We start from the raw sequence: 26853 nt of genomic DNA, 5'->3' as shown, positions 1-26853 counted from the left end.
CAGCCGGGGGCGGCGCGCGCAGAATGCGCTCATGTCTCTCGGCAGTGTGATCACCGCGATCGTCACCCCGTTCGACGAGCAGCAGCGCGTCGACGAAGCAGCTTTCCTCGCCCTGTTCCGCCATCTCGTCGACCACGGGTCGGACGGGATCGTGGTCTGCGGGACGACCGGCGAGGCGCCCACGCTCACCGCTGACGAGCACCTGCGGCTGATCGAGCTCGCCTGCGCGGAGCGCCCGGCGGGGGTCTCGGTGATCGCCTCGACCGGCTCGAACGACACCGCGCACGCCTGCGCGATGAGCGCTCGGGCGGTCGAGTTCGGCGCCGACGCGGTGCTCTCGGTGACCCCGTACTACAACCGCCCGAACCGGCGGGGCCTCGTCCGCCACTTCACCGAGATCGCGAAGGCCACCGAGAAGCCGGTGGTGCTCTACAACGTGCCGTCGCGGATCGGGCTGGCGCTGGACAACGACCTGCTCGCCGAGCTCGGCCAGGTCGAGCACCTCGACTACGTCAAGCAGGCGGACAACGCCGCGCTCGCCCAGATCGACGGCCTCGGGCTGTACGCGGGCAACGACGACGGCTTCGCGCAGGCGCTCGACCTCGGTGCGTGCGGCGGCATCCTGGTGGCCAGCCACCTGGTCGGCGAGCAGATGCGCCGGATGGTCGACGAGCCGGAGAACCGCGCGGAGATCGACGCCGCGCTCAAGCCGCTGTACGCGGCCCTGTCGGTGACCACGAACCCGATCCCGATCAAGGCGGCGCTGAACCTGGTCGGCCACCGGGTGGGCGGGGTGCGCCTGCCCCTGGTCGAGGCCGACGAGTCGGAGCTGGAGGTCATCCGCAAGGCCCTCGCCGAGGTCGGCCTCCGCTGATCGCCGTCCGGGGGTCGTGAGTGCGTAACAGTGTTCGAACACTGTTACGCACTCACGACCTCAGGCGGGGAACAGGCGGCGGTGGAGCGCGGTCGGGTCCGGGGTGAGGTCGAGGGCCGCCAGCCAGGCCGCGCCCGCCGCGCCGGGGCCCGCGGTGTTCGGCGCGGGGAACCCCCGGGCCGCCAGCTCCGCGCGGAGCGCTTCGCCGACCGGGTTCTCCGGGGCGACCAGACCGCCCGCCAGGACGATCGGGGTCGCGTCGTCCGGGGCGCGGGTCTCCTCGGCGGTGTCGGCGAGCACGCGGGCGGCGCGCTCGACGATCGCCGTGGCCGTCGGGTCGGAGGCCTTGGTGACCAGCGGCGCGAGCTCGGCGAGCCGGATCGGGGGTGCCGCGTTGACCGCGGTGATCAGCTGTTTGCGCCCTGCGTCCGGGACGTCGGGCAGGAGCGCCTCGCGGACAGCCGCGGTGAGGCCGTGCAGCGGCTCGCCCCGGTCCAGCGCGTTGAGCGCGGCGCGGACGGCTTCGCGGCCGAGCCAGTACGCCGAGCCCTCGTCGCCGAGCAGCCAGCCGTAGCCGCCAGCGGTCCTGGCGAGCCGGTGCTGCTCGATGCGCGCCGCGATCGCCCCGGTGCCCGCGATCAGCACCGTGCCGCTCGGCTCCGGGCTCCCGGCCGCGAAGGCCACCTCGCAGTCGCTGATCGGCCGCACCGCGCAGGTCAGGCCCGACCCCGCCCACTCCCGCTCGAACAGCTCGCGGAACTGCGGATCGGCCATCTTGCTGACCCCGGCCATGCCGACCACCGCCGCGCGCACCCGCGCCGGGTCGACCTCGCGCAGGGCGGTCCGGGTGGCGGCGGCGATCTGCCGCACCGCCTCGTCGGCCGGGTGCGAGTTCGGGTTGCCGCCAGCGGCCTCGCCGCGGCCCAGCACGTGGCCGGACAGATCGCTGACCAGTGCGCGGCTGCTGGTGCCGCCGACGTCCAGACCGAGGACGACCGCTGTTGCGTCGGACATGCGCCATTTCTACGCCCCCGGCGGTGGTGCGCACGGCGGAAGACCCGAACATGACTGTTCTCGCCAACCGCTGGATTCCGCGTTCCCGAACGGCTATACATCGAGGCGTTTGCGCGATCAGTCGGGGAGAAGCACCATGGTCGACCTTGCCCAGCCGGAACCGTCCGAAGTGGACGAGGAGGGCCGTTGACGCTCTCGTGGCAACCGGAGTCCTGCTCAACCGCACCTCAGGGGACCGTGATGCAACCCAGCCGCAAGGAACCGCCGAACGTGAGATCGATCCCGGGCGCAACCACCACTGAAAATCGCGGAGAGGCGGAACAGGGAGAGGCGGAACAGTGACCGTCGACACCCACCACCACCTGTGGGATCTCGACGTCCGCGACCAGCCGTGGATCGCCGGGCCCGAGATGGAACCCCTGCGCCGCGACTTCCGGCCCACCGACCTGCAGGCCGCGCTGAAGGGCAGCGGCGTGGACGCCACGGTGCTCGTGCAGACCGTCCCCGACCCGGACGAGACGCCGGAGATGCTGGTGCTGGCCGACTCGGTCGACCGCATCGCGGCGGTCGTCGGCTGGGTCGACCTGACCGCCCGCGACGTGCGCGAGCGCATCGGCCGGTTGCAGACCCACCCGTCCGGCCGCTGGCTGAAGGGCATCCGCCACCAGGTCGAGGACGAACCCGACCCGGACTGGCTGGTCCGGCCCGACGTGCTCAACGGGCTGGCCGCGGTCGAGGACGCGGGCCTGGTCTACGAGCTGCTGGTCCGGGTGGACCAGCTGCCCGCCGCGATCAAGGCGGTCGGCCAGTTCCCGCAGCTGACCTTCGTCCTAGACCACTGCGCGAAGCCCCCGGTGGCCAGCGGCGAGCTGGAGCCCTGGGCGGAACGCGTCCGCGCGCTCGCGGCTCACCCGAACGTGGTGTGCAAGCTGTCCGGCCTGGTCACCGAGGACGACTGGTCGCGGCAACCTGATCCGGTGAGGCTGCGGCCTTATGCGGACGTGGTGCTGGAGGCGTTCGGGCCGCGCCGCCTGATGTTCGGCTCGGACTGGCCGGTGTGCCTGCTCGCCGCCGAGTACGGCCAGGTCATCGACCTGGCGAAACAGCTCACGGCGCACCTGGACGACCGGTCCCGTTCGGCGGTGTTCGACGGGAACGCCCGGGAGGTCTACGACATCTGAGGACTTTCGCCTCTGTCCGGACCCGCGCCCCAACGTGTGCACCCTGCTCCGTTCGGCGTAACCTGGCGATGCCCGCCTTACCCCGCCCCCTCGGTGAGGCGGGCTTCTACTGGTGATCGGCGCGTCCTGCGCGGCAGCACCGCCAGCTGTCACCACCGTCCGCGAAGCGGTGACGACCGCGATTTCGATGGGAATTGCGTCCCGCAAAGCGACCCCCTGCCGCTTTGCACCCGGCGCAACCCCGGCTCGTGAGCGGTTCTGGTCGCCATAGCCACCAAGACCACTCACGACCGCGAGCTCAGCGGGTTCGGGTGACCTTGTTCAGGCCTCGGGGGTTGTCCGGGTCGAAGCCGCGGGCCAGGGCCAGGCCGAGGGCCAGCTGCTGGACCGGGAGGATCTCCAGGACCGGGGCCAGCTCCTCCGCGCAGGCCGGGACCGGGATGCGGTGGGCCGCCGGGACGTCCGCGGCCGCCGATCCGATCGCGCAGATGTCCGCGCCGCGCTCGGCCACCGCTTCCAGCGGTTCGCGCATCGCCGCGCCGCCGCGGCCCTGGCTGGCCAGCGCGAGCACCGCGGTGTCCGCGTCGACCGCCGCGACCGGGCCGTGCAGCAGGTCCGCGCCGCTGTAGGAGCGGGCCGACAGGTAGCTGGTCTCGGCCAGCTTCAGCGCCGCTTCGTGCGCGGTGGCCAGCGAGTAGCCGCGCGCGGTGGTGACCATCCGCTCCAGGAACCGGTAGCGGCCGACCGCCTCGTCCACCGCCCGCTGGCCGGTGGTCAGGGTCGTCTCGGCCAGCTCGGGCAGCTTCGCCGCCTGCTCGCCGGTGCCGCCGCGCACCGCGTCGACCAGCAGGTAGAGCGCGAGCAGGGTGGCGCCGTAGGTCTTGGTCGCGGCGACCGCCCGCTCGCGGCCCGCGCGGACGTCCACCGACAGCTCGGCGGCCGAGTTCAGCGGGGAGTCGGCGGTGTTGGTGACCGCGACGGTCAGCGCGCCCTGCTTGCGGGCGGACTCGGTGACCTCCAGCAGGTCCGGCGATCCGCCGCTCTGGCTCACCGACACCAGCAGCACGTCGGTCAGGTCCGGCTGCGCGCCGAACAGCGTGGTGGTGGACGGCGAGGTCAGCCCGGCGGGCAGCTCCAGCAGGGTCTCGACCAGGTATTTCGCGTAGAGGGCGGCGTGGTCGCTGGAGCCGCGCGCGGCCAGCAGCGCGAAGCGCGGGCGGCGCTGCGCGACGGTGGCCGCGACCTCGGCGATCGCGTCCCTGGTGGCCAGCAGGTCGGCGAAGATCGCGGGCTGCTGGCGGATCTCGTCGGCCATGTGCTGGCCACGGGTGGCGGTCATCGGGTCCATCCCTTCGATTGAGGTCTAGACCAATCGTACTCGGGGATCGCCCCGCACCTCAATCGTCGCGCGGAACGACGACGGCCGCCCCGCCGAACCCGGCGGGGCGGCCGTCCGCGGGGTCAGCCCTTGACCGCGCCCGCGGTGATGCCGGAGACCATCCTCCGCTGCACGATCAGGAAGAACACCAGCACCGGCAGGGTGAACAGGGTGGCCGACGCCATCGTCGCCCCCCAGTCGGTGCCGAACGCCGTCTGGAACGTCTTCAGGAACACCGGCAGCGTCTGCAGGCTCTCGGAGCGCATCAGCACCAGCGCGTACAGGAACTCGTTCCACGCGGTGATGAAGGCGAACACCGAGGTGGCCACCAGCCCCGGGCCCAGCAGCGGCAGGGTGACCCGGCGGAACGCCTCGGCCCGGCTGCAGCCGTCCACCATGGCGGCCTCCTCCAGGTCGATCGGGATCCCGTCGATGAACCCGCGCAGCGACCAGATGGTGAACGGCAGCGTGGTGATCCAGTACACCAGGATCAGCGCGGGCAGCTTGTTCAGCAGCCCCAGGTCCCGCATGAACAGGAACATCGGCACCATCAGCGCCTCGAACGGCACCATCTGCGCGACCAGCACGAGCATCAGGAAGCCCTTGCGCCCGCGGAACCGGAACCGGCTCATCGCCAGCGCCGCCAGGGTGCCCGCGACCAGCGAGCACAACACCGCGGTGAGCGTCACCAGCAGGCTGTTGCCCAGGTAGCGCAGGAAGTCCGAGCCGAACAGCGCGGTCGCGTAGTTCTCCAGCGTGACCGAGCTGGGCACCAGGTCGTAGGAGGTGGACAGCACCTCGCCGCGCGGCTTGATCGAGCTGGTGAACATCCAGTACGTGGGGAAGGCGAACACCAGCGCGATGACCACCGCCAGCGCGGACAGCCCGATTCGGCGGATCGTCACAGCTCCCCCTCCTGAGATCGCAGCAGCAGCCGCAGGTACTGGGCGCAGACCACCACGAGCACGAGCACCATCAGCACGCTGACCGCGGCGGCCACGCCGAAGTGCTTGCCCGCGATGCCCTCCAGGTACTGCAGCACCGGCAGCGTGGTGCTCTCCCCGTTCGGGCCGCCCTCGCGGATCGCCCACACCTGCGAGAACACCTTGAAGTCCCACAGGATCGACAGGAACGTCACGATCATCAGCACCGGCTTCAGGTGCGGCCAGGTGATCGAGGAGAAGGTCTGCCAGCCGTTCGCGCCGTCGATCCCGGCCGACTCGTACAGGTCCTTCGGCACGCTCAGCAGCGCCGCGTAGAGCGTCATCGCCACGAACGGCACGGCCTGCCAGACGATCAGGACGCCGACCACGGTGAGCGTGCTGGTGCCGCTGGCGAACCAGGAGGCGCGCTCGAAGGAGTCGAAGCCCAGCAGCACCAGGGTCTTGTTCAGGATCCCGAACTGCTGGTCGAAGATCCACTGGAACACCGTCGTCGCGGCCAGCTGCGGCATCGCCCACGCCAGCAGCAGGCTGATCTGCAGCAGCACGCGCGGCACCACCGGGATGTGGTGCATCAGCAGCGCCAGCAGCAGCGCGATGACCACCGTGGCGCCGACCATGCAGGCGGTGAACACCACGGTCCGCAGCGCGATGACCCAGAAGTCCGGCCCGGTGAGGATCTGCGCGTAGTTGTCGAAGCCCGCCCAGACCACCTCGCCGCGGGTGAGCTCGCCGAGGTCGAGCTTGCGGAAGCTGGTCACGATCACGTTCACCGCGGGCCAGCCGAGCAGCACGACCAGCGCCAGCACCGCGGGCGCCATCAGCAGGTAGGGCAGCGACACCGATGTCCGGGGGCGGCGCCGAGCGCCGGGCACGGCGGGCGGACCCGCGGTGCCCGGCGCCGGGCGGGTGTGCGTGGCGGTCATGGTCAGTTCTTCGCCGCCAGCAGCTGGTCGATCTTGTCGTTGGCCTCCATCGTGGCGTCCACGATGGACTTCTGGCCGGTCAGCACGGCCGTCATCATGTCCTTCAGCGGGTTCTGCCCGGCCTCGACGGCGGCCCACTGCGGGACGGCGGGCGGCACCTTGCCGGACTTGGACGCGATCGCCATCGCGGCGCTGACCGGGTTGCCCTCCAGCGCGCTGGTGTCCTGCGAAGCACCCGGCACCACGCCGCTCTCGGCGATCTTGGTCTGGTACTTCTGGCTGGTCAGCAGCTTCAGGTAGTCCTTGGCGGCTTCGGCGTCGGCGCTGCCCGCCGGGATCGCCAGGTTGGAGCCGCCGAGGAACACCGGCGCGGTCCTGCCCGGGAACTTCGACGGGATCGGGAAGGCGCCGGAGATCTCGGCGATCCGCGGGTTCTGCTCCGCGGCGGTCTGCACCTCCCAGGGCAGCGCGATCATCATCGCGACCTTGCCCTTGGCGTAGACCTCGGCCTGCTGCGGCTCGGCCTCGTCGGTGTCCGCCGGTGCCAGGGTCCCGGACTCCTTCACCAGCTGCTGGTAGTAGGCGATGCCGTCGCGGGCCTGCTCGGTGTCCAGCGCGCCCTTGTAGTTCGGGCCCTCGGGCACCGCGAGCTCACCGCCGGAGTCCCAGATGAACGACAGCAGCGCGTACCAGGACTGGCCGGGCAGGTACAGCGACTGGAACTCGGGGTCCGCGCCGTGGGTCTGCTCCAGCTTGGCGATGGCGCCCAGCAGCTCCTCGCGGTTCGTCGGCAGCTGGGTGATGCCCGCCTTGTCGAACAGCTCCTTGTTGTAGACCACCACGCGGTTGGCGGCGTAGAACGGCACGCCGTACTGCTTGCCCTCCCAGGCGCCGGACTCGGCCAGCGCCGGGACCCACTGCGGCTTGTTCAGCGCTTCGGCGTCGGCGGTGAGGTCGAGCAGCGTGCCCTCGGCGGAGAACTGCGGGTTCTGGCTGTTCCCGAGCTCGATCACGTCCGGCGGGTCGTCGCTGGCCAGCGCGGTGGTCAGGCGGTCCTGGATGCCGTTCCACTGCTGGACCTGGTAGTCCACCTTCATCCCGGGGTGGCTCTGCTCGAACTCCGCGTTGAGCTCGGCGATCAGCGCGTCCTCCGCGGAGCCGTCCATCAGCCAGACCGTCAGGGTGTTGTCGCTGGCGCCGGGCCCCCCACCGCACCCGGCCAACGTCAACGACAGCGCGGCCGTGGCCGCGAGCGCTCTCCAGGCCTTCAATGTTCGCCCCTTCCTCCGCAGTGGCGCGGAGTTGCAAGCCTTTGGTGTAGACCAATGCGATGAGGATTGTGGTGTTGCACACCCGATGTCAAGAGCGCACGGGGTTACTGTTCACCCACGCATAAGGCTGGCTTGAGCTTCGGGAGTTGATCGCCGTCCGACCCGGATGCCCCGGTGGCGCTCACCGCGCCGTTCGGTTCGGGCATGCTGAAGGTCTGGACGACTTCGGCGAGGCGGCGACCACGGCGCTTCTGGGGTGGCAAGGTTGTGGCGGTAGGAGGAACGATGCTCGAAACGTCCGTGTCCGGCGGGGCGGACTCATCGGGGCGCGCGCAACGCGAACCGAAGTACTGGGGGCTCAAGCAGCACCTGCTGGACATGCTCCGCTCGCTGCCGCCGGGATCGCCGATCCCCACCGAGCGATCGCTGGCCGCCGAGTTCGACGTCTCCCGCACCACCGTGCGCCAGGCGCTCGCCGAGCTGACCGTGGAAGGTCGGCTGCTGCGGGTGCAGGGCAAGGGCACCTTCGCGGCCAAGCCGAAGGTCGCCCAGCGGCTGCAGCTGAGCAGCTACACCGAGGACATGCGGGCGCACGGCAGGCAGCCCACCTCGCGCCTGCTGGAGGTCGTCGAGGAACCGGCCGACCCGGAGCTGGCCACCCTGCTGGACACCAAGCCGAGCGCCACCGTGCTGCGGCTGCGCCGGTTGCGGCTGGCCGACGGCGAGCCGATGGCCATCGAGACCACCCACCTGCCGCTGACCCGGTTCCGCGGCCTGACCGGTCGGCTGGAGTCCGGCGGCTCGCTGTACCAGGTGCTGCGGGAGAACTTCGACGTCGAGCTGGGGCACGCCGAGGAGACCATAGAGACCGCGCTGGCCAGCCCGGAGGAGGCCGAGCTGCTCGGCTCCGAGGTGGGGCTGCCGATGCTGCTGCTGTCCCGGCACTCCTTCGACACCGAGGGCCGCCCGGTGGAGTGGGTGCGCTCGATCTACCGCGGCGACCGGTACAAGTTCGTCGCGCGCCTGAACCCGCCCGGCTGAGCCGCGTTACACGGAGTGGGAGTACTCACGAAACGCGCTGATCAGGAGAAAAGCCGTGCAGTCGGCCGTTTTCCGTTCTGGAGAGAGTGCGTTCGGAGTACGTGGGAGCCATGGTCAGGCAGGAAGAGGATCGGCAGGACGAGAAGGACTCGGACGAGGAGAAGAAGTCCAAGAAGATCGACATCAAACCGGCGCAGGTCGCGGGGGCGGCCACCGCGTCGGTGACGGCGGCCTTCCTGGGGTCCCGGCTCGGGGTCGCCGGCACCGTGATCGGGGCCGGCATGACCAGCGTGATCATCACCGTCGGCGGCGCGCTGTACCAGCGCTCCTTCGAGAACGCCAAGGAGAAGGCGCTGATCGCGGCGGTCAAGGCCAAGCGGGCCACTCGCGCCCACTCCCGCCAGCTGGTGGTGGACGCCGACGAGACCCGCAAGGCGTCGGAGTCGACGCGGCTGGTGTCGTCCGAGGTGACGCGCCAGGTGTCGGGCGACGCGACGCGGCGGATCCACCTCGAACCCGGCATGCACTGGCCGGGCGGTGAGCAGGTCGTCGACGCCGAGGGCACCAAGCGGATCGACAGGTCCGCCGCGGACGCGACCGCGAAGGTGGAATCCCCGGTCAGCCCGCCGGTCGACCGCCGCAAGCGCCGGATGCGCTGGGCGATGGCGGCGGCCAGCTGCGCGGTGGCGTTCGTGCTGAGCATGCTGGTCGTCACCGGCTTCGAGGGGATCACCGGGCGTCCGCTGTCCGGCGGGGAGGGCGGCACCACGCTCGGCCAGGTGCTGCACCGCGAGCCCCGGAAGGAGGTGGCCCCGCCGCAGCAGACGACGGAGGTCGAGAAGCCGACCGGGACGCCGACCCGCGAACCGGCGCCGACCACCGAGGTCCGGCCGACGCAGCAGCCGACCCAGCAGCCGACGCCGGAGAACCCGCAGCCCAGCGAGCAGCCGACGCAGTCGCCGTCGACGGAGCAGACCCCGACCCAGCAGCCGACCCGGACGCAGGAGTCGAACCAACCGGCACCGCCGACGGGTCAGCCCCAGCTGCTCGACTGATCCCCAGGACGTCACCCGGTGTGGGCGCCGATTTCGCGAGAATTCGGCGTTCACCCGGGTGACGTCCCATTTCGGGCGGAATCGGCAGGTTGGCGCGGCACGTTCGACGGGGCTCGTCCACCGCTGAAAGTGGCAGCGCGGACCGCTCGGCGGCGCAATCCGCGGGTGGTGCGAACGGCCGCCGCCCTACCTCGATCAGGCCGTTTTTGTGCGGGATGAGGCAAAAGGTGGATGTGAGTCCGGTGTAGTCCTCTGATACTGGATCGCGCGACGGGGGCCCTGAGATCCAGCTCACAAAGAGGGAGACATCAGATGAAGCGCAGACTCGCGGCCCGGGTGGCCGGGACCGTGCTCCTGGCAGCGGGGACTGTCGCCGCGCTCACGATGCCGGCGACCGCCACCGAGACCGCCCCGCCGGAGACCCCGGTGGTGACCCAGCTCGACGCGATGCAGCGCGACCTCGGCCTGACCAGGGAGCAGGCGTTGCAGCGGCTCGACCAGGAGGCGGAAGCCACCCGCGCCGAGCAGGCGCTGCGCCAGACGCTGGGCAGCTCGTACGGCGGCGCCTACTTCGACCCCCAGCTCGGCAAGCTCGTCGTCCTCGTCACCGACGAGGCGCGCTTCGACGAGGTGCGCGCGGCGGGCGCCGTGCCGAAGAAGGCGGACTTCACCCTCGAGCAGCTCAACGGGGTGATCGAGGGCCTCAACGCGCGCAGCGCGAGCGCCCCGAAGTCGATCTCGGGCTGGTACGCCAAGGCCAGCGAGAACTCGGTCGTCGTCACCACCCGCCCCGGCTCCGAGGCCCAGGCGGCCCAGTTCGTGCAGGCCGCCGGTGTCCTCACCGAGGCCGTGCGCGTCGTCGAATCCCTGGAGAACCCGCGGACCTACGCCGTGGTCGGCGGCAACGCCTACTACATCGGCAGCGGATCCCGCTGCTCGGTCGGGTTCTCCGTCCAGGGCGGGTTCGTGACCGCGGGCCACTGCGGTCAGACCGGCGCCACCACCTCCCAGCCCGCCGGGCGGTTCGAGGGCTCGACCTTCCCCGGCGACGACTACGCCTGGGTGAGCGTCAGCTCCGACACCCCGGAGCCGCTGGTGAACCGCTACGACGGCAGCACCGTCGGCGTCGGCGGCTCGACCGAGGCGAGCGAGGGCGCGTCCATCTGCCGCTCCGGTTCGACCACCGGCTGGCACTGCGGCTCGCTGGAGGCCAAGAACCAGACCGTCCAGTACCCGCAGGGCACCGTGACCGGCCTGACCCGCACCAACGTCTGCGCCGAGCCCGGTGACTCCGGCGGCTCGTTCATCTCCGACAACCAGGCCCAGGGCGTGACCTCGGGCGGCTCGGGCAACTGCAGCTCCGGCGGGACGACCTACTTCCAGCCGGTGAACGAGATCCTGCAGGCCTACGGCCTGACCCTGCTCACCCAGTGATCCGTCTCCCCGACGCGGCCCCCGGTGCTTCCGCCGGGGGCCGCGTCGTGCGTCAGGTGTCCCGCGATTTCATTGAGGTTTTTCCAGCCTCGTTCTGCGTGGCGGTGCAAGTGGCGGAACCTCAGCGCCCGCCTGGACTCCGGGTGCCCTGACTTGTGTATGTCCAATGCACGGCGTCAGGGCCGTCCTCGCCGGAAGGAACCCCGGAGGGGTGGGCACCGTGAACCTGCGGCGGTGCCGGTTGCGAGGGTGGGTTATGCGCCTGCGGCGCATGCGACCCTCGCCGGTCGGTGCCGGTCGCCCTTCGCGGCTGCGGTCCACGGGCAGGATGCGATTTCAATGGAAATCGGAGGTCTGATTTCCATTGAAATCGCGGAGGTCGCACGGACCTCCGGCGTGTCGTGCGTCCGACACGCCGGGGGACCGCAGTTTCAATTGAAACTGCGGATCAGGGGAGGCGGTTGCGGAGTTCGCGGGCCGCTGCGCGGGGGTCCTCGGCTTCGGTGATCGCTCGGACCACCACGATCCGCTCCGCGCCCGCCTTCAGCACGTCGTCGAGGTTGTCCGGGCCGATGCCGCCGATGGCGAACCACGGCCGCCCGTGCCCGCGGTGCTCCGCGGCGTGCTTGACCAGGTCGAGCCCGGCCGCCGGGCGGCCCGGCTTGGTCGGCGTCGTCCACACCGGGCCGGTGCAGAAGTAGTCCACGCCGGGTTCGGCCGCCGCCGCGTCCGCCTGCACCACGTCGTGCGTGGAGCGGCCGATCGCGATGTGCTCGCCGACGATGCGCCGCGCGACGTCCACCGGCAGGTCGTCCTGGCCCAGGTGCAGGATGTCCGCCTCGGCGGCGAGCGCGACGTCCGCGCGGTCGTTGACCGCCAGCAGGGCGCCGTGCCGGATGCACGCCTCGGCCAGCACCTCCAGGGCCGCCAGCTCGTGGCGGGCCTCCAGCGGTGCGCCGCCGGGCTGCTTGTCGCGCAGCTGCACGATGTCCACACCGCCCGCCAGCGCGGCGTCCACGAACTCGGCGAGATCACCTCGCTCGGTGCGCGCGTCGGTGCACAGGTACAGCCTCGCCTCGTTGAGGCGGGCGCGGATGCCGAAGCCGTCCATTCCAGGCATGCCCCACAGGGTAGCTCCAGACGTTCGGTCCCCTCTCGTCTCGCGGGTTCGAACACGGGCTCGGAGTCGGCGTTCTCGCCAGGTACGGTGTAAGCGGTGAGCACGGGAGCCCGGTCGCCGGGCTGAGAGGGGGCGTTGGCCCCGACCGTCGAACCTGATCCGGGTCATGCCGGCGCAGGGAGCGTGGAGTTGTCTGAATTGCGAACCGCACACGTTGTCGTGGTCGGCGGCGGGGTGATCGGGATGTCCGTCGCCTGGCGCGCAGCAGCTGCCGGGCACCGCGTGCAGCTGGTCGATCCGGCACCGGCGTCCGGGGCGTCGCACGTCGCGGGCGGCATGCTGGCGCCGATCGCCGAGGCCTGGCCCGGCGAGGAGGAGCTGCTGGAGCTGGGCAGCGCGTCGCTGGAGCGGTGGCCCGGTTTCGCCGAGGAGCTGAGCCGCGCGTCCGGCCTGCCGTCCGGGCTGCGCCGCGAGGGCACGCTGGTGGTCGGCGTGGACAGCGCGGACCGGGCCGAGCTGGACGACCTGGCCGACTACCTGTCCCGCCAGGGCCGCACCGTGACCAGGCTGTCCGGCCGGGAGGTGCGGCGGCTCGAACCGTCGTTGGGGCCCGCGGTGCGCGGCGGCCTCGAAGTACCGGGGGACCTCGCGGTCGACAACCGCTCGGCGCTGGCCGCGTTGCGCGCGGCGGCGACGGCGGCCGGGGTGGAGTTCGTCGAGGCGACGGCCAAGAACGTCCGCGGCGGGGCGGTGGAGCTCGAGGACTCCACTGTGGACTGCGAGGTGGCGGTGATCGCCGCGGGGGCGCACTCCGGTGCGCTGCACCCCGCGCTGCGCGGCCGGATCCGTCCGGTCAAGGGCGAGATCCTGCGGCTGCGCGCGCGGTCGACCGCGCTGCCACCGCCGAGCCGCACCGTCCGCGGACCGGTGCACGGCCGCCCGGTCTACCTGGTGCCGCGCGACGACGGGGGACTGGTGCTCGGCGCCACCCAGTACGAGGTCGGGTTCGACACCGAGGTCACCCTGGGCGGGGTGCGCGACCTGATCGCCGACGCCGAGCAGGTGATGCCGGGCATCTCGGAGTACGAGCTGGTCGAGGCCGAGGCCGGGCTGCGCCCCAGCACCGACGACAACCTGCCGGTGCTCGGCTGGCTGGAGCCGGGCGTGCTGGCCGCCACCGCGCACCACCGCGGCGGGTTCCTGCTCGCCCCGGTGACCGCCGACGCGGTGCTCGCGCTGCTGCGCGGCGACGAGCCCGACGCGCTGATCAAGGCCACCGATCCGAACCGATGGGGAGGACAGCAGTGAACGTCGTGATCAACGGCGAGCCGCAGCAGGTCGCCGACGGCGCCGATCTCGCCGCCGTGCTGGCCGATTTCGGCGTCCCGGAGCGGGGCGTGGCGGTGGCCGTGGACGGCGCGGTGGTGCCGCGTGCGAGCTGGCCCGGGACCGAACTGCAGCCCGGAGCCACGATCGAGGTCCTCACCGCAGTGCAAGGAGGGTGACATGGACGACCCGTTGGTGATCGCCGGTCGCGAGTTCGGCTCGCGGCTGATCACCGGGACCGGTGGGGCGACGAACCTCGCGGTCCTGGAGCGCGCGCTGATCGCTTCCGGCACCGAGCTGACCACCGTGGCGATGCGCCGCGCGGACGCCGGGGGCGGAACCGGCGTGCTCGACCTGCTGCGCAAGCTCGGCATCGAGGCGCTGCCGAACACGGCGGGCTGCCGCACGGCGGCCGAGGCGGTGCTGACCGCGCAGCTGGCCCGCGAGGCGCTGGGGACGAACTGGGTCAAGCTGGAGGTCGTCGCCGACGAGGACACCCTGCTGCCCGACCCGGTGGAACTGCTGGACGCCGCGGAGCAGCTGGTCGACCAGGGCTTCGTGGTGCTGGCCTACACCAACGACGACCCGGTCCTGGCGCTGAAGCTGGAGGAGGTCGGCTGCGCCGCGGTGATGCCCCTGGGCTCGCCGATCGGAACGGGCCTGGGCATCCGGAACCCGCACAACATCGAGATGATCGTCTCCCGGGCCTCGGTCCCGATCGTCCTCGACGCGGGCATCGGAACGGCCTCCGACGCGGCCCTGGCGATGGAACTGGGCTGCTCGGCGGTCCTGCTGGCCACGGCGGTGACCCGCGCCCAGGACCCGGAGCGGATGGCGGCGGCGATGCGATCGGCGGTCGAAGCGGGCCGCCTGGCGTCCCTGGCGGGCCGGATCCCCAAGCGCTTCTGGGCGGAGGCCTCCAGCCCCGGCCGCCCGATGGGCTGACCCGCGGCGCGTCCTCGCCCGACACGCCGACGGCGCTGGCGAGCTCCGTCGTCGGAGCCGGGGATCTCCCGCGATTTCCCTGGAAATCAGGGATCCGTTTTCCATTGAAGTTGCGGGTCTTCGGCGTGGCGCCCCACGACACGCCGACGGTTGTGGACAACTCACCGCGATTTCAATGGAAGTCGGACGTCCGACTTCCATTGAAATCGCGCTCCTCCGGCGCGTCGGCGACGGACGTGCCGGAGGTCGGGACGACCCACCACCCGGCGGTCAGCCGTGAAGGCCGCGCCACGTCGGCGCGCGGACGTCGAAGCGTCAGCGGATGTGGAGGCGCTCCGGGCGGACGAAGGAGATCGTGTAGCTCTTCCACGGGTTGTCGTAGCCGAAGGTCCGGTCGATCGCGTGGCGCGCGTGCAGCGCGTTCTCCAGCAGCGAGCTGGCCAGCAGTTCCGTCGCCGGGGCGCTGCTCTCCGGCACGTCCGGGATCTTCGCCGTCGGCTTGCCGCCCAGCAGGTCGTCCACCGCGCGCAGCGCCGGGACCGCCACCGCCTGCTCCGCCTCCGGGCGGAACGCCAGCGTCGCGACGTCCTGGCGGAGGGCGTCGAGCGCGACCGCCGCGTCCCGCGTCGCGCGGTCGTCGTCGGTCTCCTCGCCCGTGCCGTCCAGCAGCGCGGGCATGCCCAGCAGGTCCTGGGTCCGCCGCAGCGCCAGCACGTTCGCGGCCTGCAGCGCCGCGGGCAGGTCGACGCCCTGGCCCGCCGCCCGGACGCTGCGCAGCAGTTCGGACACCGCCCACACCGTCGAGCGGACCGCGCCCCGGACGTCCGGGAGGATGCTGCTCGGCAGCACCAGGTAGGCGACGTAGCCGACGATCAGCGCGATGGCCGCGCCGACCGCGGTGTTCGCGGCGAAGCTGATCCCGACGTTCACCAGCGGCCGGTCCAGCCGCATCGCCTGGTCCACGACGGTGATCACGATCAGGCAGCCCAGCAGCGTCTGGTACTCGCTGCGCAGCCGCGGCATGCTCAGCAGCATCCCGCCGATCACCAGCGGCACCAGCAGGAACGCGCCGGGCAGCAGGGTGATCAGCAGGGCCAGCGCGGTCACGCCCAGCACCGCGCCACCGGTGCGCTCCAGCGCGCCGGTCATGCTGTCGCGGGCCGCGGGCTGCAGCACCACGTACAGCGCGAGCAGCAGGCTCGACGCGGACGGATCGCGCAGCAGCAGCACGATCACCATGCCGAAGGCGACCGCGAGCGTGCAGCGGATCGCGTGCCGGAACAGCGACGACCGGAACGACAGGTGCGCGCGCACCGCGCCGATCACGCGCTCCCGGCGCGCGCCGGGAGCCTGCGGCGGCAGCGGGGTCTCGACGCGGCGCACCACGGTCGCCCGGATCCGGTCGAGGCCCTGGTTGATGCCCCGCACCGCCTCCGGCAGGTCCTGCCGCCCACCGCGGGCCAGGACCGCCTCCGCCGGGTCGCGGCGGGCCGCGTACGGGAGGCCGGTGCAGGCGCGGGAGCGCACCGCGCGGGCCAGTTCGGCGGCGACCTGATCGGCTTCGGCGACGATCCGCTGCAGCCGGTCGGCCTCGATCCGGTCGCTCTGCTGGGCCTGCGCGAGCAGCGTCTCGCGGGCGGCGCGGAAGCGCGCGGCACCGGCCAGCACCTCGCCGAGCCAGGTGCTGGAGCCGTCCGCCCGCCACGCGGCGGCAGCCGACTCCACCACGCCGGGGCCGGGTTCGAGCAGCGTCCGCGCGACCGCCACGCGGGTGGCCCGGCCGGGGTCGCTCAGCCCGATGATCACCCGCAGCACCAGCGCGAAGGCCGCGCCGGACGCGGAAGCGGCGAGCAGCATCCAGGCCGGTTGGTCGTTGCCGAGGCCGGTCGTGGTGGACACCAGGGTCGCCGCGGCGAAGGTCTGCCCGCCGATCCGGTAGTGCTCGCCGAGCGCGGGCAGCATGCCGGTGCCGAAGACGACGACCGCCACCACCAGCCCGGCCAGCACCGGGATGTTCGCCAGCAGCGGGCCGATCGTCATCACCAGCACCAGGGCCGGGGTGAACCAGACGAACCGGCGCAGGTCCGAGCGCAGCGACTGGCCGCCGGTGGCGACCAGCGTCAGCACCGCGGTCAGCCCGGCCAGCAGTGCGGGGGTCTGCAGGTCGAACAGCCACCCCACCGCGCTTCCCGCGACCACCGCGACCAGCACCAGCACGGCGTACTGGCGCTGCCGGGGGTCCGGTGCCCCCGCCTCGGTGGCCAGCAGCTGCCGGGCCCGGGAGGCCAACGCCGACTTAGCAGTCCTGACCGATTTAGCCACGCTGTCGAAAACCCCTGTCATCGTCGTTCGCGCAGCGCGCAGCGGACCGCGCGCAGCAGAGGCGTGCGGTCCTGGGAATTACGCGCTTCTCGACCAGTTTGTCGATGAGGCACACCATTCGGGTTACAGATCCGGGATGGAAATCACTCTATTAGGGGTCTGGTTGGGGAGTGTCGGCGGCTCAGAACGAGCGCGGGCTGACCCGCCAGAAGGTCGACACCGGCCCGACCCCGGCACCGAGCGGGTAGGCGTGCGCCACGCTGCGCGTGACGAACCGCTTGCCGCTGCGCACCGCGTCCGGCATCGACGCGCCCTTGGCGAGCGCCGCCGTGATCGCCGAGGCGAAGACGTCCCCGGCGCCGTGCGTGTGCACCGTGGCGTAGCGCGGACCGGCCAGCGGGATCGCCTCGGAGCCGTCGAAGAGCAGGTCGATGCACTCCGGGTCGTCGGGCAGGTGGCCGCTCTTGATCAGCACCCACTCCGGGCCGAAGTCGTAGATCGCCTTGGCCGCGTCCAGCAGGTCGGCGCGGGTGCGCGCGTCGATGCCGGTCAGCAGCCGCACCTCGTCGAGGTTCGGGGTCACCAGCGAGGCGCGCGGGAAGGCCTCGTTGCGCAGCGCGTCCAGGGCGTCGTTCCGGAGCAGCGGCTCACCGCTGCGGGAGGCGGCGACCGGGTCCACCACGAACGGCGTGCGCCCGCCGCGCCCGATGCCGTGCGCGTCGCAGACCTCCAGCACCGCTTCGATGGTCGCCGCGGAGGCGAGCACCCCGGTCTTGGCGGCGTCCACGCCGATGTCGGAGGCCACCGCGTCGACCTGCGCGGCGACGGTCTCCGGCGGGATCTCCACCAGCCCGGTGACGCCGACGGTGTTCTGCACGGTGACCGCGGTGACGGCGGTCATCCCGTGCACCCCGCAGGCGAAGAAGGCGCGCAGGTCGGCGTGCATCCCGGCGCTGCCCCCGGAATCCGATCCGGCGATGGTCAGCGCGGTCGGTGGGGCGGTGTCGTTCGCGGGCCGTGCTTCGTGCTCCGCCGAGATCTCGTGCATCCAGTCCATGCTACGGCCCCGCTCCTGCCGATCTTCCCGGGTGCGTGCGCGCATTTCCGCAGGTCAGGTTCCGCGAGTACTGTGCCGGGCGATAGCACCGCACAGTACTCGCGGTCGCTGACCAGGGGATTCAGTCCGCCAGCGGCAGGTAGACCTTGCCTCCGGCGCCCGCGAACTCCTCGGACTTCTCCCGCATCCCGGCCTCGATCGCCTCGACGCTGGTCAGCCCGCGCTCCTCGGCGAACTTGCGGACGTCCTGGGTGATCTTCATCGAGCAGAACTTCGGCCCGCACATGGAGCAGAAGTGCGCCGTCTTGGCCGGTTCGGCGGGCAGCGTCTCGTCGTGGAACGCCCGCGCGGTGTCCGGGTCCAGGGACAGGTTGAACTGGTCGGTCCAGCGGAACTCGAACCGCGCCTTGGACAGCGCGTCGTCCCGCTCCTGCGCCCGCGGGTGGCCCTTGGCCAGGTCGGCGGCGTGCGCGGCGATCTTGTAGGTGATCACGCCGGTCTTGACGTCGTCCCGGTTGGGCAGGCCCAGGTGCTCCTTGGGCGTGACGTAGCAGAGCATCGCGGTGCCCGCCTGGGCGATCATCGCCGCCCCGATGCCGGAGGTGATGTGGTCGTAGGCGGGCGCGATGTCGGTGGTCAGCGGGCCGAGCGTGTAGAACGGCGCCTCACCGCACAGCTCCTCCTCCAGCCGCACGTTCTCGGCGATCTTGTGCATCGGCACGTGGCCGGGGCCCTCGATCATCACCTGCACGTCGTGCTCGCGGGCGATGTGCGTGAGCTCGCCGAGGGTCTCCAGCTCGGCGAACTGCGCGCGGTCGTTGGCGTCGGCGATGGAGCCGGGGCGCAGGCCGTCGCCGAGCGAGAAGGTGACGTCGTAGTCGCGCAGGATCTCGCACAGCTCGCTGAAGTGCGTGTACAGGAAGCTCTCCCGGTGGTGCGCCAGGCACCAGGCGGCCATGATCGACCCGCCGCGGGAGACGATCCCGGTGACCCGCTGGGCGGTCAGCGGCACGTAGCGCAGCAGCACCCCGGCGTGCACGGTCATGTAGTCCACGCCCTGCTCGCACTGCTCGATCACGGTGTCCCGGTAGATCTCCCAGGTCAGCGCGGCCGGATCCCCGTTGACCTTCTCCAGCGCCTGGTAGATCGGCACGGTGCCGATCGGCACCGGCGAGTTGCGCAGGATCCGCTCGCGGGTCTCGTGGATGCGCTTGCCGGTGGACAGGTCCATGACGGTGTCGGCGCCCCAGCGGGTGGCCCACACCATCTTCTCCACCTCCTCCTCGACCGAGGAGGTCACCGCGGAGTTGCCGATGTTGGCGTTGACCTTCACCAGGAAGTTCTTCCCGATGATCATCGGTTCGCTCTCCGGGTGGCACCGGTTGGCCGGGATCACCGCCCGGCCGCTGGCCACCTCGTCCCGGACGAACTCGGGGGAGACGCCCTCGCGGGTCGCGATGAACTCCATCTCCCGCGTGACGACACCGGCCCTGGCCCAGCCCAGCTGGGTCCGGTGCTCCCGCCCGTCGGTCCACCCCGCTCGCATCCGGTGGAGTCCGCTGTGGACGTCCACGGTGGCGCTCTCGTCGGTGTACGGCCCGGAGGTGTCGTACACGTCGAGGTGCTCGCCGTTGGTCAGCTCGATGCGGCGGAATGGCACTTGCAGGCCGGATTCGGTGCTGCGGAACACCTTTCGCGAGCCGCTGATGGCCCCGGTGGTGATCTCGCCGCGGTTCTCGGACGCGTTCGGACGCACGTCGGCCACTGCCAATCCACTCCCTACGCCGGCATTACCCGGTCAGGTTCATGCGGTCGGCGGCCCCGGAGTTCTCCAGCCGCCCTCTCAGCCCGCTGTTGGTGCGAGCTCCCGCGGTCTTCGTTTGTCGCTGCCCGAGGCTAGCCGCACCCCCGCGCACTGCCAACCCCCGTTCACCCCGATGACGGCGAGGTGGTTTGCCGTTAGGCTCGTGACCAGGGCGATCACAACTTGTCAGGGGTGGTGAGCACGGTGGGTGACGGTATCGATACAGGAGGTGACCGCGCCATGACTGCTGCCCCGGTGTTCTCTCCTTCGACGTGGGATGAACTGGTTCAGGTCTGGCAGAACGTGGATTTGCCTAACAAGGCTTGGCGCGCGGAGATCATCGAGGGGAGCATCGTCATGACCCCGCCGCCGGGATATGGCCACAACGTGATCGCTGACCGGGTGCATCGCGTCCTCGCCCGGACGATTCCGCAGAGCTGGGGAATTTTTCAGACCGCTGCCGTTGAGGTCCCGCTGCGGAGCAACCTCTTCATTCCTGATCTGGTCGTCATCCCCTTGGAAGCACTACCGGCGGACGATGACCCCGTTCCGGTGCCTGCGGGGCAAGCACTGCTTGCCGTCGAGATCACATCAAAGTCCAATGCGAACAGGGATCGGAACGAGAAGCTCTGGGGCTACGCGCATGGCGGTGTTCCGCTGTACTTGCTGATCGACCGATTCGCGAAGGACGAACCTTCGGTGACGCTGTACTCCGGCCCGGCTGGTGGCAGATACAGGCGTCAGCGCAAGGTGCCGTTCGGGGAGCCCATCGAGATTCCCGAACCGTTCGGCTTCACCTTGGACACCAAGGACTTCTGATCAGTCCTCGTCGTCGGCGAAGGGGTCGCCGTGCTCGGCCGGGTCCCAGGTCAGCCCGGGCACGCCCCAGCCGTTGCGCTTGATCATCTTCTTCGAGGCGCGCTTGTGCCTGCCGACCAGGCGGTCCAGGTAGACGTAGCCGTCCAGGTGGTCGGTCTCGTGCTGCAGGCAGCGGGCGAAGAACCCGGTGCCCTCGACCTCGATCGGCTTGCCGTCCACATCGGACCCGGTGACCTTCGCCCAGCTCGCCCGGCCGGTCGGGTAGGACTCGCCGGGCACCGACAGGCAGCCCTCCCAGTCCTCGTCCGGGTCCGGCATCCCCTCCGGGATCTCCGAGGTGGTCAGCTCCGGGTTCACCACCACGCCGCGGTGCTGGACGCCCTCGTCGTCCGGGCAGTCGTAGACGAACAGCCGCAGGTCCACGCCGATCTGGTTGGCCGCCAGCCCGACGCCGTTCGCGGCGGCCATCGTCTCGAACATGTCCTCGACGAGGGTGCGCAGCTCCTCGTCGAAGTGCTCCACCGGGCGCGTGGGGTGGTGCAGCACCGGCTCGCCGTAGACGCAGATCGGGTGAACAGCCATGACGGCGACCTTATCGGCAACGCCGCAGGCCGGTCCGGGGGTGCTCTTTTCCGGTACCCGCCGGTGTGATCGCCGCCGCCGCGATCGGCGGGCATGGTGTAATCGGGAGCGGAATCACAGCCGTGTGATTCCGCGAACGCGCCGAAGGCCCGGATCGCGAGGCGAGGAGTCGGATGGACGCCGCCCAAATGCTGACCGCGCAGGAGATCGCTCGCCAGTGCGAGCAGCTCGCGCGCGTGCAGGAGCAGCAGCGATCGCCGGAGGGGCGGCGGTTGCGGCTCGCCGAGCCGGTGGCCGAACCCGTCGCCGAGCCGGTCGCGGAGCCCGAGCCCGAACCGGCGCCGCTGCCGTCCGGGGCGCTCACCGACCGGGAGCTCGGGGTGCTGGCGTTCGAGGCGCAGTGGTGGAAGCGGTCCGGCGCGAAGGAGCAGGCGATCCGCGAGCTGTTCGACATGTCGCCGTCGCGGTACTACCAGGTGCTGAACGCGCTGCTGGACAGTCCTGCAGCTTTTCGCGCGGACCCTATGCTGATCAAACGGCTGCGCAAGGCACGGGCGGCTCGGCAGCGCGCACGGGCCGCTCAACGACTGGGAATCGAGTTGCACTGATGACTTCAGGGGAATCCACCGGACCCGCCAAGGCCAAGCTCATCGGCTTCGGGCTGATCGGGGCCGGTGTGATCGCGGGCGCCATCGGCATCGCCACGCTGGTCTCCGGCGGCGACACGTCGAACTCCGCCCAACCGCTGCCCCCCGAACCGGGGAACTACCCGGCGAAGTCCTCGCTGGTGCAACCGCCCCCGCCGCCCGTCGCCTCCGAACCGGCGCAGCAGCCCGAGGCCCCGCCGCCGCCCGCGCCGCTGCCGCCCGCGGGGGACCAGGACGGCCAGCAGCAGCCGGTGCCCCCGCCGGGCCAGCACCAGCAGCGGCCCGACGCGCCGAACGGCTCCGGCGAGCAGGCCGAAGCGGTCACGGTGCGGGTCTACAACAACAGCACGATCAGCGGCCTGGCGCACCGCGCCGCGGAGGACTTCCGCCGTGCCGGTTACGACGTCCCGGAGGTGGGCAACTACTCGGCGGGGCTGATCCCGACGACGACGGTCTACTTCCGCCCGGGCACCCCGGAGGAGAGCCAGGCGAAGGACCTGGCGGCCCGCTTCGGCGCCCGCGTCGAGCCCCGCTTCGACGGCATCCAGGACGCCACGCCGGGCCTGATCGCCATCATCACCAACGACTACAAGGGCCCCTCCGCCGCCAAGTGACCCGGGCGGACGCCGCGTGTTGACCGCCATCCGGGCAACGTCGTCCTCGGGCTGTGCGCCAGTTCTGCCGCGCCCGGCCTCGCGTCACCCGGGTGGTGGTCAGGGGCGGTGGGACTGGGCGTAGGACTCCAGGGATGCGAGCTGGGCCGGGTCCAGGGAGGGGCGGACCGCCTTGCGGGCGGTGGCGAGGTGGGCGGCTGAGACCTCGGCCGCCGCGAGGGATTCGCGCATCGCGGTGAGGGCCGCCTCGCGGATCAGGGCCGCGCAGTCCGCCGCCGAGTAGCCGTCCAGCTCGGCCGCCAGCGCCGGGATGTCCACATCGGACGCCAGCGGGGTGTTCTTCGCCGCGGCGCGCAGGATCGCCTCGCGCGCGTCCGCGTCCGGCGGCGGCACGTAGACGAGGCGCTCCAGGCGGCCGGGGCGCAGCAAGGCCGGGTCGACCAGCTCCGGGCGGTTCGTCGCGCCGAGCACCACCACGTCGCGCATCGGTTCCACGCCGTCGAGCTCGGTCAGCAGCGCGGCCACCACGCGGTCGGCCACCCCGGAGTCCGAGGACTGGCCGCGGCGCGGCGCCAGGGCGTCCACCTCGTCCAGGAACACCAGCGCCGGGGCGGCGTTGGCGGCGCGCAGGAACAGCTCGCGGACCGCGCGCTCGGACTCGCCGACCCACTTGTCCATCAGCTCCGCGCCCTTGACCGCCAGCACGTTCAGCCGCCCGCTGCCCGCCAGCGCCCGGACCAGGAACGTCTTGCCGCAGCCAGGTGGCCCGTACAGCAGCACGCCGCGCGGCGGCTCCACGCCGAGCCGGGTGAACGAGTCCGGGTACTGCAGCGGCCAGAGGACCGTCTCGGTGAGGGACTGCTTCACCTCGGTCATGTCGCCCACGTCGTCCAGCGTCAGCCCGCCGGTCTGCAGGTTGTCCGATGTGGACATCGAGATCGGGCGGACCGAGGCCAGCGCGTCCAGCAGGTCCTGCTGGCGGATGCGCGGGTCGGCCGAGTCGTCCTGGTGGCGCAGGGCCGCGCCGACCGCGGCCTCCCGGCACAGCGCGACCAGGTCCGCGACGACGAAGCCCGGGGCGCGCTCGGCGACCTCGGACAGCTGCACGTCGTCGGCCAGCGGCGCGTTGCGCAGCAGCACCCGCAGCAGGTCCGTGCGGGTGGCGTCGTCCGGGAGCCCGAGCGTCAGCTCCCGGTCGACCAGGCCGGGTTCGCGCAGCCTGGGGTCGATGGACTGCGGCTGGGAGCTGGTGACGACCACGGCCAGCCCGTCGGTGCCGATCGCGCCGCGGATCGCGTCCAGCGCCACGGTGGCCAGCGGCGGCGGTTCGGTGCCCGGCAGCAGGCTCTCCACGTCGGTCAGCAGCAGCACGCGCTTGCCCGCGGCGCTGGTGGCGCGGTTGATCGCGTCCTGCAGGCGCTGCGCGGCGGCACCCGGTTCGAGCGCCGCGACGCTCGGAGCGGCCAGCTCGACCAGCTCGGCGCCGATGTCGGCGGTGACCGCGCGGGCCAGCGTCGCCTTGCCGACCCCGGACGGTCCGCTGAGCAGCACGCCGAGGTGCGGTTCGGCGCCGAGGCGGCGCAGCAGCTCGGGCTGCTCGAAGGCCAGGCGCAGCCACTCGCCGAGCCGCTTGGCGGTGTCGCGCGAGCCGACCAGGTCGGCGACCGGCACCGCCGGTTCTCGCTCCACGGGCGTGGGCGGGGCCGGTGCCGCGACCGGCGCGGCGGTCTGCGGGCTGCTCGCGTCGCGCCACTCGACCACTGTGGACGGCTGGACGGCGACCGCCCCGGCCGGTTCGGTGGCGGCGATGGTGATCAGCTCGTTGGTCCAGGTCAGGCCGATGGCGTTGGACAGCTTGCGGCGCACCTCGCCCGCGTTGGCGGTGGTGGCCGGGGCGACGTCCTGCGGCAGCAGCGAGACGGTGTCGCCGGTGCCGAAGACCTTTCCGGTCAGCGCCAGCCGCAACGTCTCCGGCGCGACGGTGGCCCGAGCGATCCGCGAACCGGCGATGACCACCCGCTTCGCCGCGCTGACCTGCACCGGGGCCACGCCGACCTCGGCGCCTTCGGCGAGCCCGAGGTTCATCAGCGCGACGTCGTCCAGCAGCACCACGCCGGTGGGGCTGCTGGCCTCGGCAGCGGCGGCGAGCGCCACGGTCACCCGCGCACCGGTGAGCTGCACGGCGTTCCACGCCCGCAGCCCCAGCGCATCGAGCACTTCGGGGTGCAACCGCACCACCCCGCGCCGAGCGTCCTTGGCGGAGGGTGAAACCCGAGCGGTCAGCGTTATCGACGACACGCCGCGAGCTTAACCGCGCCCCCGCCGCGGACCCCGAGTTCCCGCCGTCCGACCCGCAGTTTCAATTGAAACTGTGATCCCCACCCACGTCGTTCCGCAGTTTCAATTGAAACTGCGGTCCCCCGGTGTGTCGGGTGCCCGACGCGCCGGGGCAGGTCGTCCGGGTTGTGGCGGACTCTCCGCGATTTCAATGGAAATCGGAGGTCCGAGTTCCATTGAAATCGCGGTACCCCGGGGCGGTCAGCGGTTCGTGTCGTTGCGGTCGCGGCGGAGCTCCAGGCGGCGCCAGCTGCGGCGGGGGCCGTTCGGGTGGCTGTAGCGGCGGCGCACGCGGCGCGCCGCGCCCGCCACGCTGCGGCGCAGGGGCGGGCGGAGGCCCATGCGCTGGGTGCGGCGGCGGATCGCGCGGCGCTCGCGCGGCGGCGCCTCCCAGGCCTCCGGGTGCTTGGCCAGCCAGTTGTGCCGGTAGACCGCGTACGGGATGTGCAGCAGGTAGACCACCATCGCGATGGCCAGCGAGATCAGCGGGAACACGATGATCCCGGCCGCCAGCATCGCCACCAGCACCAGCAGCGGCGCGACCAGCCTCGGCGGCACCTTGACGGTCTTCAGCGACAGCGTGGGGACCCGGCTGACGGCGAGCGCGGCGATCAGCACCATCCAGACCATGACCACGCCCTGGTCCGCCCACCACCCGGCGTGGTCGAAGTGCGCGGTGAGGATCAGCGGCAGCAGCGCGAGCAGCCCGGCCGCCGGGGCGGGCACCCCGACGAAGAACTCCTTGGCGTACGGGGGCTGGTCGGCGTCCTCCAGCAGCGTGTTGAACCGCGCCAGGCGCAGCACCATGCACACCGCGAAGACCAGCGCCGCCACCCAGCCGACCCGGTTGTCCTGCAGCTGCCAGGCGTAGAGCGTCAGCGCCGGGGCGACGCCGAAGGACATCGCGTCGGACAGCGAATCCAGCTCGGCACCCATCTTCGAGGTGGCGTCGAGCAGGCGGGCGATCCGCCCGTCGAGGCCGTCGAGCACCGCCGCGACCGCGATGGACGCGATGGCGCCGTTGAGGTTGCCGTTGAGCGCGAACTGGACCGCGGACAGCCCGGCGCACATCGCCAACACGGTGATCGCGTTGGGCAGCAGCCGGACGCCGGGAGTGGTTCGCATGCTCATGAGTTGCCCTGGGGGAGTTCGGCGAGCACCGTCTCGCCGCCGATGGTGCGCTGGCCGGGCTCCACCAGGACCCGGCTGTCGGCGGGCACGTAGAGGTCCACCCGGGAGCCGAACCGGATCAGCCCGTAGGTGCTCCCCGCGGCCACCTCGTCGCCCTCGTTCACCGAGCAGACGATGCGCCGGGCCACCAGCCCGGCGATCTGCACCACGGCCACCCGGGTGCCGTCCGCGCCGCGGATGACCATCGAGTTGCGCTCGTTGTCCTCGCTGGCCTTGTCCAGGTCGGCGGAGAGGAACTTGCCCGGCCGGTAGGCGATGGTCTCGATCCGCCCGGCGAGCGGGATGCGCTGGACGTGCACGTCGAAGATGGTCAGGAACGCGCTGATCCGGACCATCGGCTCGTCGCCGAGACCGAGCTCGGCGGGCGGCACCGCGGGCTCGACGTGCGAGATCGTGCCGTCGGCGGGGGCCACCGCGAGGCCTGCGCGGCCGGGCGTGGTGCGCGCCGGTTCGCGGAAGAACCACGCGCACCAGGCGGTCAGCACGCCGCCGAGCACGCCGGCGGGGCGCCAGATGCGGCGCAGCAGGAGGGTTGCGGCGGCGGCGCCGAGGACGAACGGACGCCCGGCCGGGTGCATCGGCGGGATGGTGTCGCGGGCCAGCCCGGCGAGGTGGGCCAGCGGGTTCTTCTTCGGTTCTTTCGCGGTGCTCATCGAGGTGCTACGCCCCTGCGTCGGCGGGTCCTTGGTGCGGCCGCGCGGTCGCCGGTCCCGCAGGTGTTCGGGGCCGGTGGCCGGTGCCGTGGTCGGTACAGCATCTCGGACGCCCCGGGCCAACCGACGCCAGGGGGCGCAGTTGATCAAGAACAGCCTAGCTGACCTGCGCATACAGCGCGCTGAGATGGTACCGCTGAGGCGATTCGGGAGTCACCCGACGGGGTGAGAACGAGAAGCAGGGACCGTTCGGCGGCTCCCCGTAGCCGCCGAACGGCCCCTGATGTGCGGGTCCGTGCGCCCCCCGACGGCGCACGGCCC

General features: G+C 71.8%; 24 protein-coding genes and 1 riboswitch. Of the genes, 11 read left to right on the top strand and 13 right to left on the bottom strand.

From position 1 onward, the window contains the following. Positions 1 to 31 precede the first annotated feature (31 nt). Entirely contained in the window at positions 32 to 874 is an 843-nt protein-coding gene (dapA, locus tag F1721_RS24730) for a 4-hydroxy-tetrahydrodipicolinate synthase (protein ID WP_150069171.1), read from the top strand. Positions 875 to 934: 60 nt separating this feature from the next. Here the strand turns inward: dapA and F1721_RS24725 are convergent, their stop codons facing one another. After that, positions 935 to 1888 carry an N-acetylglucosamine kinase gene (locus F1721_RS24725; RefSeq protein ID WP_150069170.1) on the bottom strand — a complete coding sequence of 318 codons (954 nt, stop codon included), beginning with the start codon at positions 1886 to 1888 and terminating at the stop codon, positions 935 to 937. Between the two features lie 338 nt (positions 1889 to 2226). Here F1721_RS24725 and F1721_RS24720 point away from each other — a divergent pair, with 338 nt between their 5' ends. Continuing rightward, on the top strand, positions 2227 to 3069 hold the full coding sequence (locus F1721_RS24720; protein WP_150069169.1) for an amidohydrolase family protein: 843 nt from the start codon (positions 2227 to 2229) through the stop codon (positions 3067 to 3069). Positions 3070 to 3367: 298 nt separating this feature from the next. Here F1721_RS24720 and F1721_RS24715 read toward each other — a convergent pair whose 3' ends face one another. The 4 genes from F1721_RS24715 to F1721_RS24700 all read right to left on the bottom strand — a co-directional run bounded on the left by F1721_RS24715 (position 3368) and on the right by F1721_RS24700 (position 7585). Next, positions 3368 to 4408 (bottom strand): SIS domain-containing protein, encoded by a 1041-nt coding sequence (locus F1721_RS24715; RefSeq protein ID WP_211840608.1) that lies wholly within the window; start codon positions 4406 to 4408, stop codon positions 3368 to 3370. A 122-nt stretch (positions 4409 to 4530) separates the two neighbouring features. Then, entirely contained in the window at positions 4531 to 5352 is an 822-nt protein-coding gene (locus F1721_RS24710) for a carbohydrate ABC transporter permease (protein WP_150069168.1), read from the bottom strand. Beyond that, on the bottom strand, positions 5349 to 6314 hold the full coding sequence (locus F1721_RS24705; RefSeq protein ID WP_150069167.1) for a carbohydrate ABC transporter permease: 966 nt from the start codon (positions 6312 to 6314) through the stop codon (positions 5349 to 5351). Before F1721_RS24705 ends, F1721_RS24710 begins: the two co-directional genes overlap by 4 nt. A 2-nt stretch (positions 6315 to 6316) precedes the next feature. After that, the gene (locus tag F1721_RS24700) at positions 6317 to 7585 is read right to left on the bottom strand and encodes an extracellular solute-binding protein (protein WP_150069166.1); all 1269 of its coding nucleotides are present in this window, start codon (positions 7583 to 7585) and stop codon (positions 6317 to 6319) included. 285 nt (positions 7586 to 7870) lie between these two features. On the opposite strand from F1721_RS24700, the gene F1721_RS24695 reads away from it, so the two are divergent. The 3 genes from F1721_RS24695 (at position 7871) to F1721_RS24685 (ending at position 11115) form a co-directional block, all read left to right on the top strand. Next, positions 7871 to 8626, top strand: a complete 756-nt coding sequence (locus tag F1721_RS24695) for a GntR family transcriptional regulator (RefSeq protein WP_150069165.1) — start codon at positions 7871 to 7873, stop codon at positions 8624 to 8626. 110 nt (positions 8627 to 8736) lie between these two features. Beyond that, complete coding sequence (locus tag F1721_RS24690) at positions 8737 to 9681, top strand: hypothetical protein (RefSeq protein ID WP_150069164.1); 945 nt, start codon at positions 8737 to 8739, stop codon at positions 9679 to 9681. A gap of 312 nt (positions 9682 to 9993) precedes the next feature. Next, on the top strand, positions 9994 to 11115 hold the full coding sequence (locus F1721_RS24685; RefSeq protein WP_150069163.1) for a S1 family peptidase: 1122 nt from the start codon (positions 9994 to 9996) through the stop codon (positions 11113 to 11115). Between the two features lie 448 nt (positions 11116 to 11563). Here the strand turns inward: F1721_RS24685 and thiE are convergent, their stop codons facing one another. Continuing rightward, positions 11564 to 12235, bottom strand: a complete 672-nt coding sequence (gene thiE, locus F1721_RS24680; RefSeq protein ID WP_150069162.1) for a thiamine phosphate synthase — start codon at positions 12233 to 12235, stop codon at positions 11564 to 11566. Between the two features lie 92 nt (positions 12236 to 12327). After that, a riboswitch (TPP riboswitch) is annotated at positions 12328 to 12433 on the top strand. On the opposite strand from thiE, the gene thiO reads away from it, so the two are divergent. From thiO to thiG, 3 genes are read left to right on the top strand one after another with little or no spacing between them, the layout of a single operon-like run. Next, positions 12434 to 13543: a glycine oxidase ThiO gene (thiO, locus tag F1721_RS24675; protein ID WP_150069318.1), complete on the top strand. Its 1110-nt coding sequence runs from the start codon at positions 12434 to 12436 to the stop codon at positions 13541 to 13543. It abuts the riboswitch before it with no gap. Next, complete coding sequence (thiS, locus tag F1721_RS24670; protein WP_150069161.1) at positions 13540 to 13740, top strand: sulfur carrier protein ThiS; 201 nt, start codon at positions 13540 to 13542, stop codon at positions 13738 to 13740. Before thiO ends, thiS begins: the two co-directional genes overlap by 4 nt. A 1-nt stretch (position 13741) precedes the next feature. Next, entirely contained in the window at positions 13742 to 14506 is a 765-nt protein-coding gene (gene thiG, locus F1721_RS24665; RefSeq protein WP_150069160.1) for a thiazole synthase, read from the top strand. 315 nt (positions 14507 to 14821) lie between these two features. Here thiG and F1721_RS24660 read toward each other — a convergent pair whose 3' ends face one another. From F1721_RS24660 to thiC, 3 genes are all read right to left on the bottom strand, one after another. Then, positions 14822 to 16795, bottom strand: a complete 1974-nt coding sequence (locus F1721_RS24660; protein ID WP_150069159.1) for an FUSC family protein — start codon at positions 16793 to 16795, stop codon at positions 14822 to 14824. A gap of 214 nt (positions 16796 to 17009) precedes the next feature. Then, positions 17010 to 17876 (bottom strand): bifunctional hydroxymethylpyrimidine kinase/phosphomethylpyrimidine kinase, encoded by an 867-nt coding sequence (gene thiD / locus F1721_RS24655; RefSeq protein WP_150069158.1) that lies wholly within the window; start codon positions 17874 to 17876, stop codon positions 17010 to 17012. Positions 17877 to 18006: 130 nt separating this feature from the next. Further along, the gene (thiC, locus tag F1721_RS24650) at positions 18007 to 19650 is read right to left on the bottom strand and encodes a phosphomethylpyrimidine synthase ThiC (RefSeq protein WP_281288814.1); all 1644 of its coding nucleotides are present in this window, start codon (positions 19648 to 19650) and stop codon (positions 18007 to 18009) included. A gap of 279 nt (positions 19651 to 19929) precedes the next feature. Here thiC and F1721_RS24645 point away from each other — a divergent pair, with 279 nt between their 5' ends. Continuing rightward, positions 19930 to 20508 carry a Uma2 family endonuclease gene (locus F1721_RS24645; protein ID WP_150069157.1) on the top strand — a complete coding sequence of 193 codons (579 nt, stop codon included), beginning with the start codon at positions 19930 to 19932 and terminating at the stop codon, positions 20506 to 20508. Here F1721_RS24645 and F1721_RS24640 read toward each other — a convergent pair whose 3' ends face one another. Continuing rightward, complete coding sequence (locus F1721_RS24640) at positions 20509 to 21090, bottom strand: peptide deformylase (protein WP_150069156.1); 582 nt, start codon at positions 21088 to 21090, stop codon at positions 20509 to 20511. Positions 21091 to 21380: 290 nt separating this feature from the next. Here F1721_RS24640 and F1721_RS35170 point away from each other — a divergent pair, with 290 nt between their 5' ends. Then, positions 21381 to 21698 carry a DUF3263 domain-containing protein gene (locus F1721_RS35170; protein ID WP_387512845.1) on the top strand — a complete coding sequence of 106 codons (318 nt, stop codon included), beginning with the start codon at positions 21381 to 21383 and terminating at the stop codon, positions 21696 to 21698. Next, positions 21698 to 22351 (top strand): LytR C-terminal domain-containing protein, encoded by a 654-nt coding sequence (locus tag F1721_RS24630; RefSeq protein WP_150069154.1) that lies wholly within the window; start codon positions 21698 to 21700, stop codon positions 22349 to 22351. The genes F1721_RS35170 and F1721_RS24630 overlap by 1 nt, the downstream gene beginning before the upstream one ends. A 99-nt stretch (positions 22352 to 22450) precedes the next feature. Here the strand turns inward: F1721_RS24630 and F1721_RS24625 are convergent, their stop codons facing one another. The 3 genes from F1721_RS24625 to F1721_RS24615 form a co-directional block, all read right to left on the bottom strand. Next, entirely contained in the window at positions 22451 to 24649 is a 2199-nt protein-coding gene (locus F1721_RS24625) for an AAA family ATPase (RefSeq protein WP_150069153.1), read from the bottom strand. A 240-nt stretch (positions 24650 to 24889) separates the two neighbouring features. Further along, on the bottom strand, positions 24890 to 25819 hold the full coding sequence (gene pssA / locus F1721_RS24620; RefSeq protein ID WP_150069152.1) for a CDP-diacylglycerol--serine O-phosphatidyltransferase: 930 nt from the start codon (positions 25817 to 25819) through the stop codon (positions 24890 to 24892). Beyond that, entirely contained in the window at positions 25816 to 26532 is a 717-nt protein-coding gene (locus F1721_RS24615) for a phosphatidylserine decarboxylase (RefSeq protein WP_150069151.1), read from the bottom strand. The genes pssA and F1721_RS24615 overlap by 4 nt, the downstream gene beginning before the upstream one ends. Positions 26533 to 26853: the final 321 nt, after the last annotated feature.

This window comes from Saccharopolyspora hirsuta, from assembly GCF_008630535.1.
In the GTDB taxonomy this organism is placed as follows: Bacteria; Actinomycetota; Actinomycetes; order Mycobacteriales; family Pseudonocardiaceae; genus Saccharopolyspora; species Saccharopolyspora hirsuta.
The sequence above is the reverse complement of the archived record's forward strand: the minus strand, read 5'-3'. Positions and strand labels throughout refer to the sequence as shown.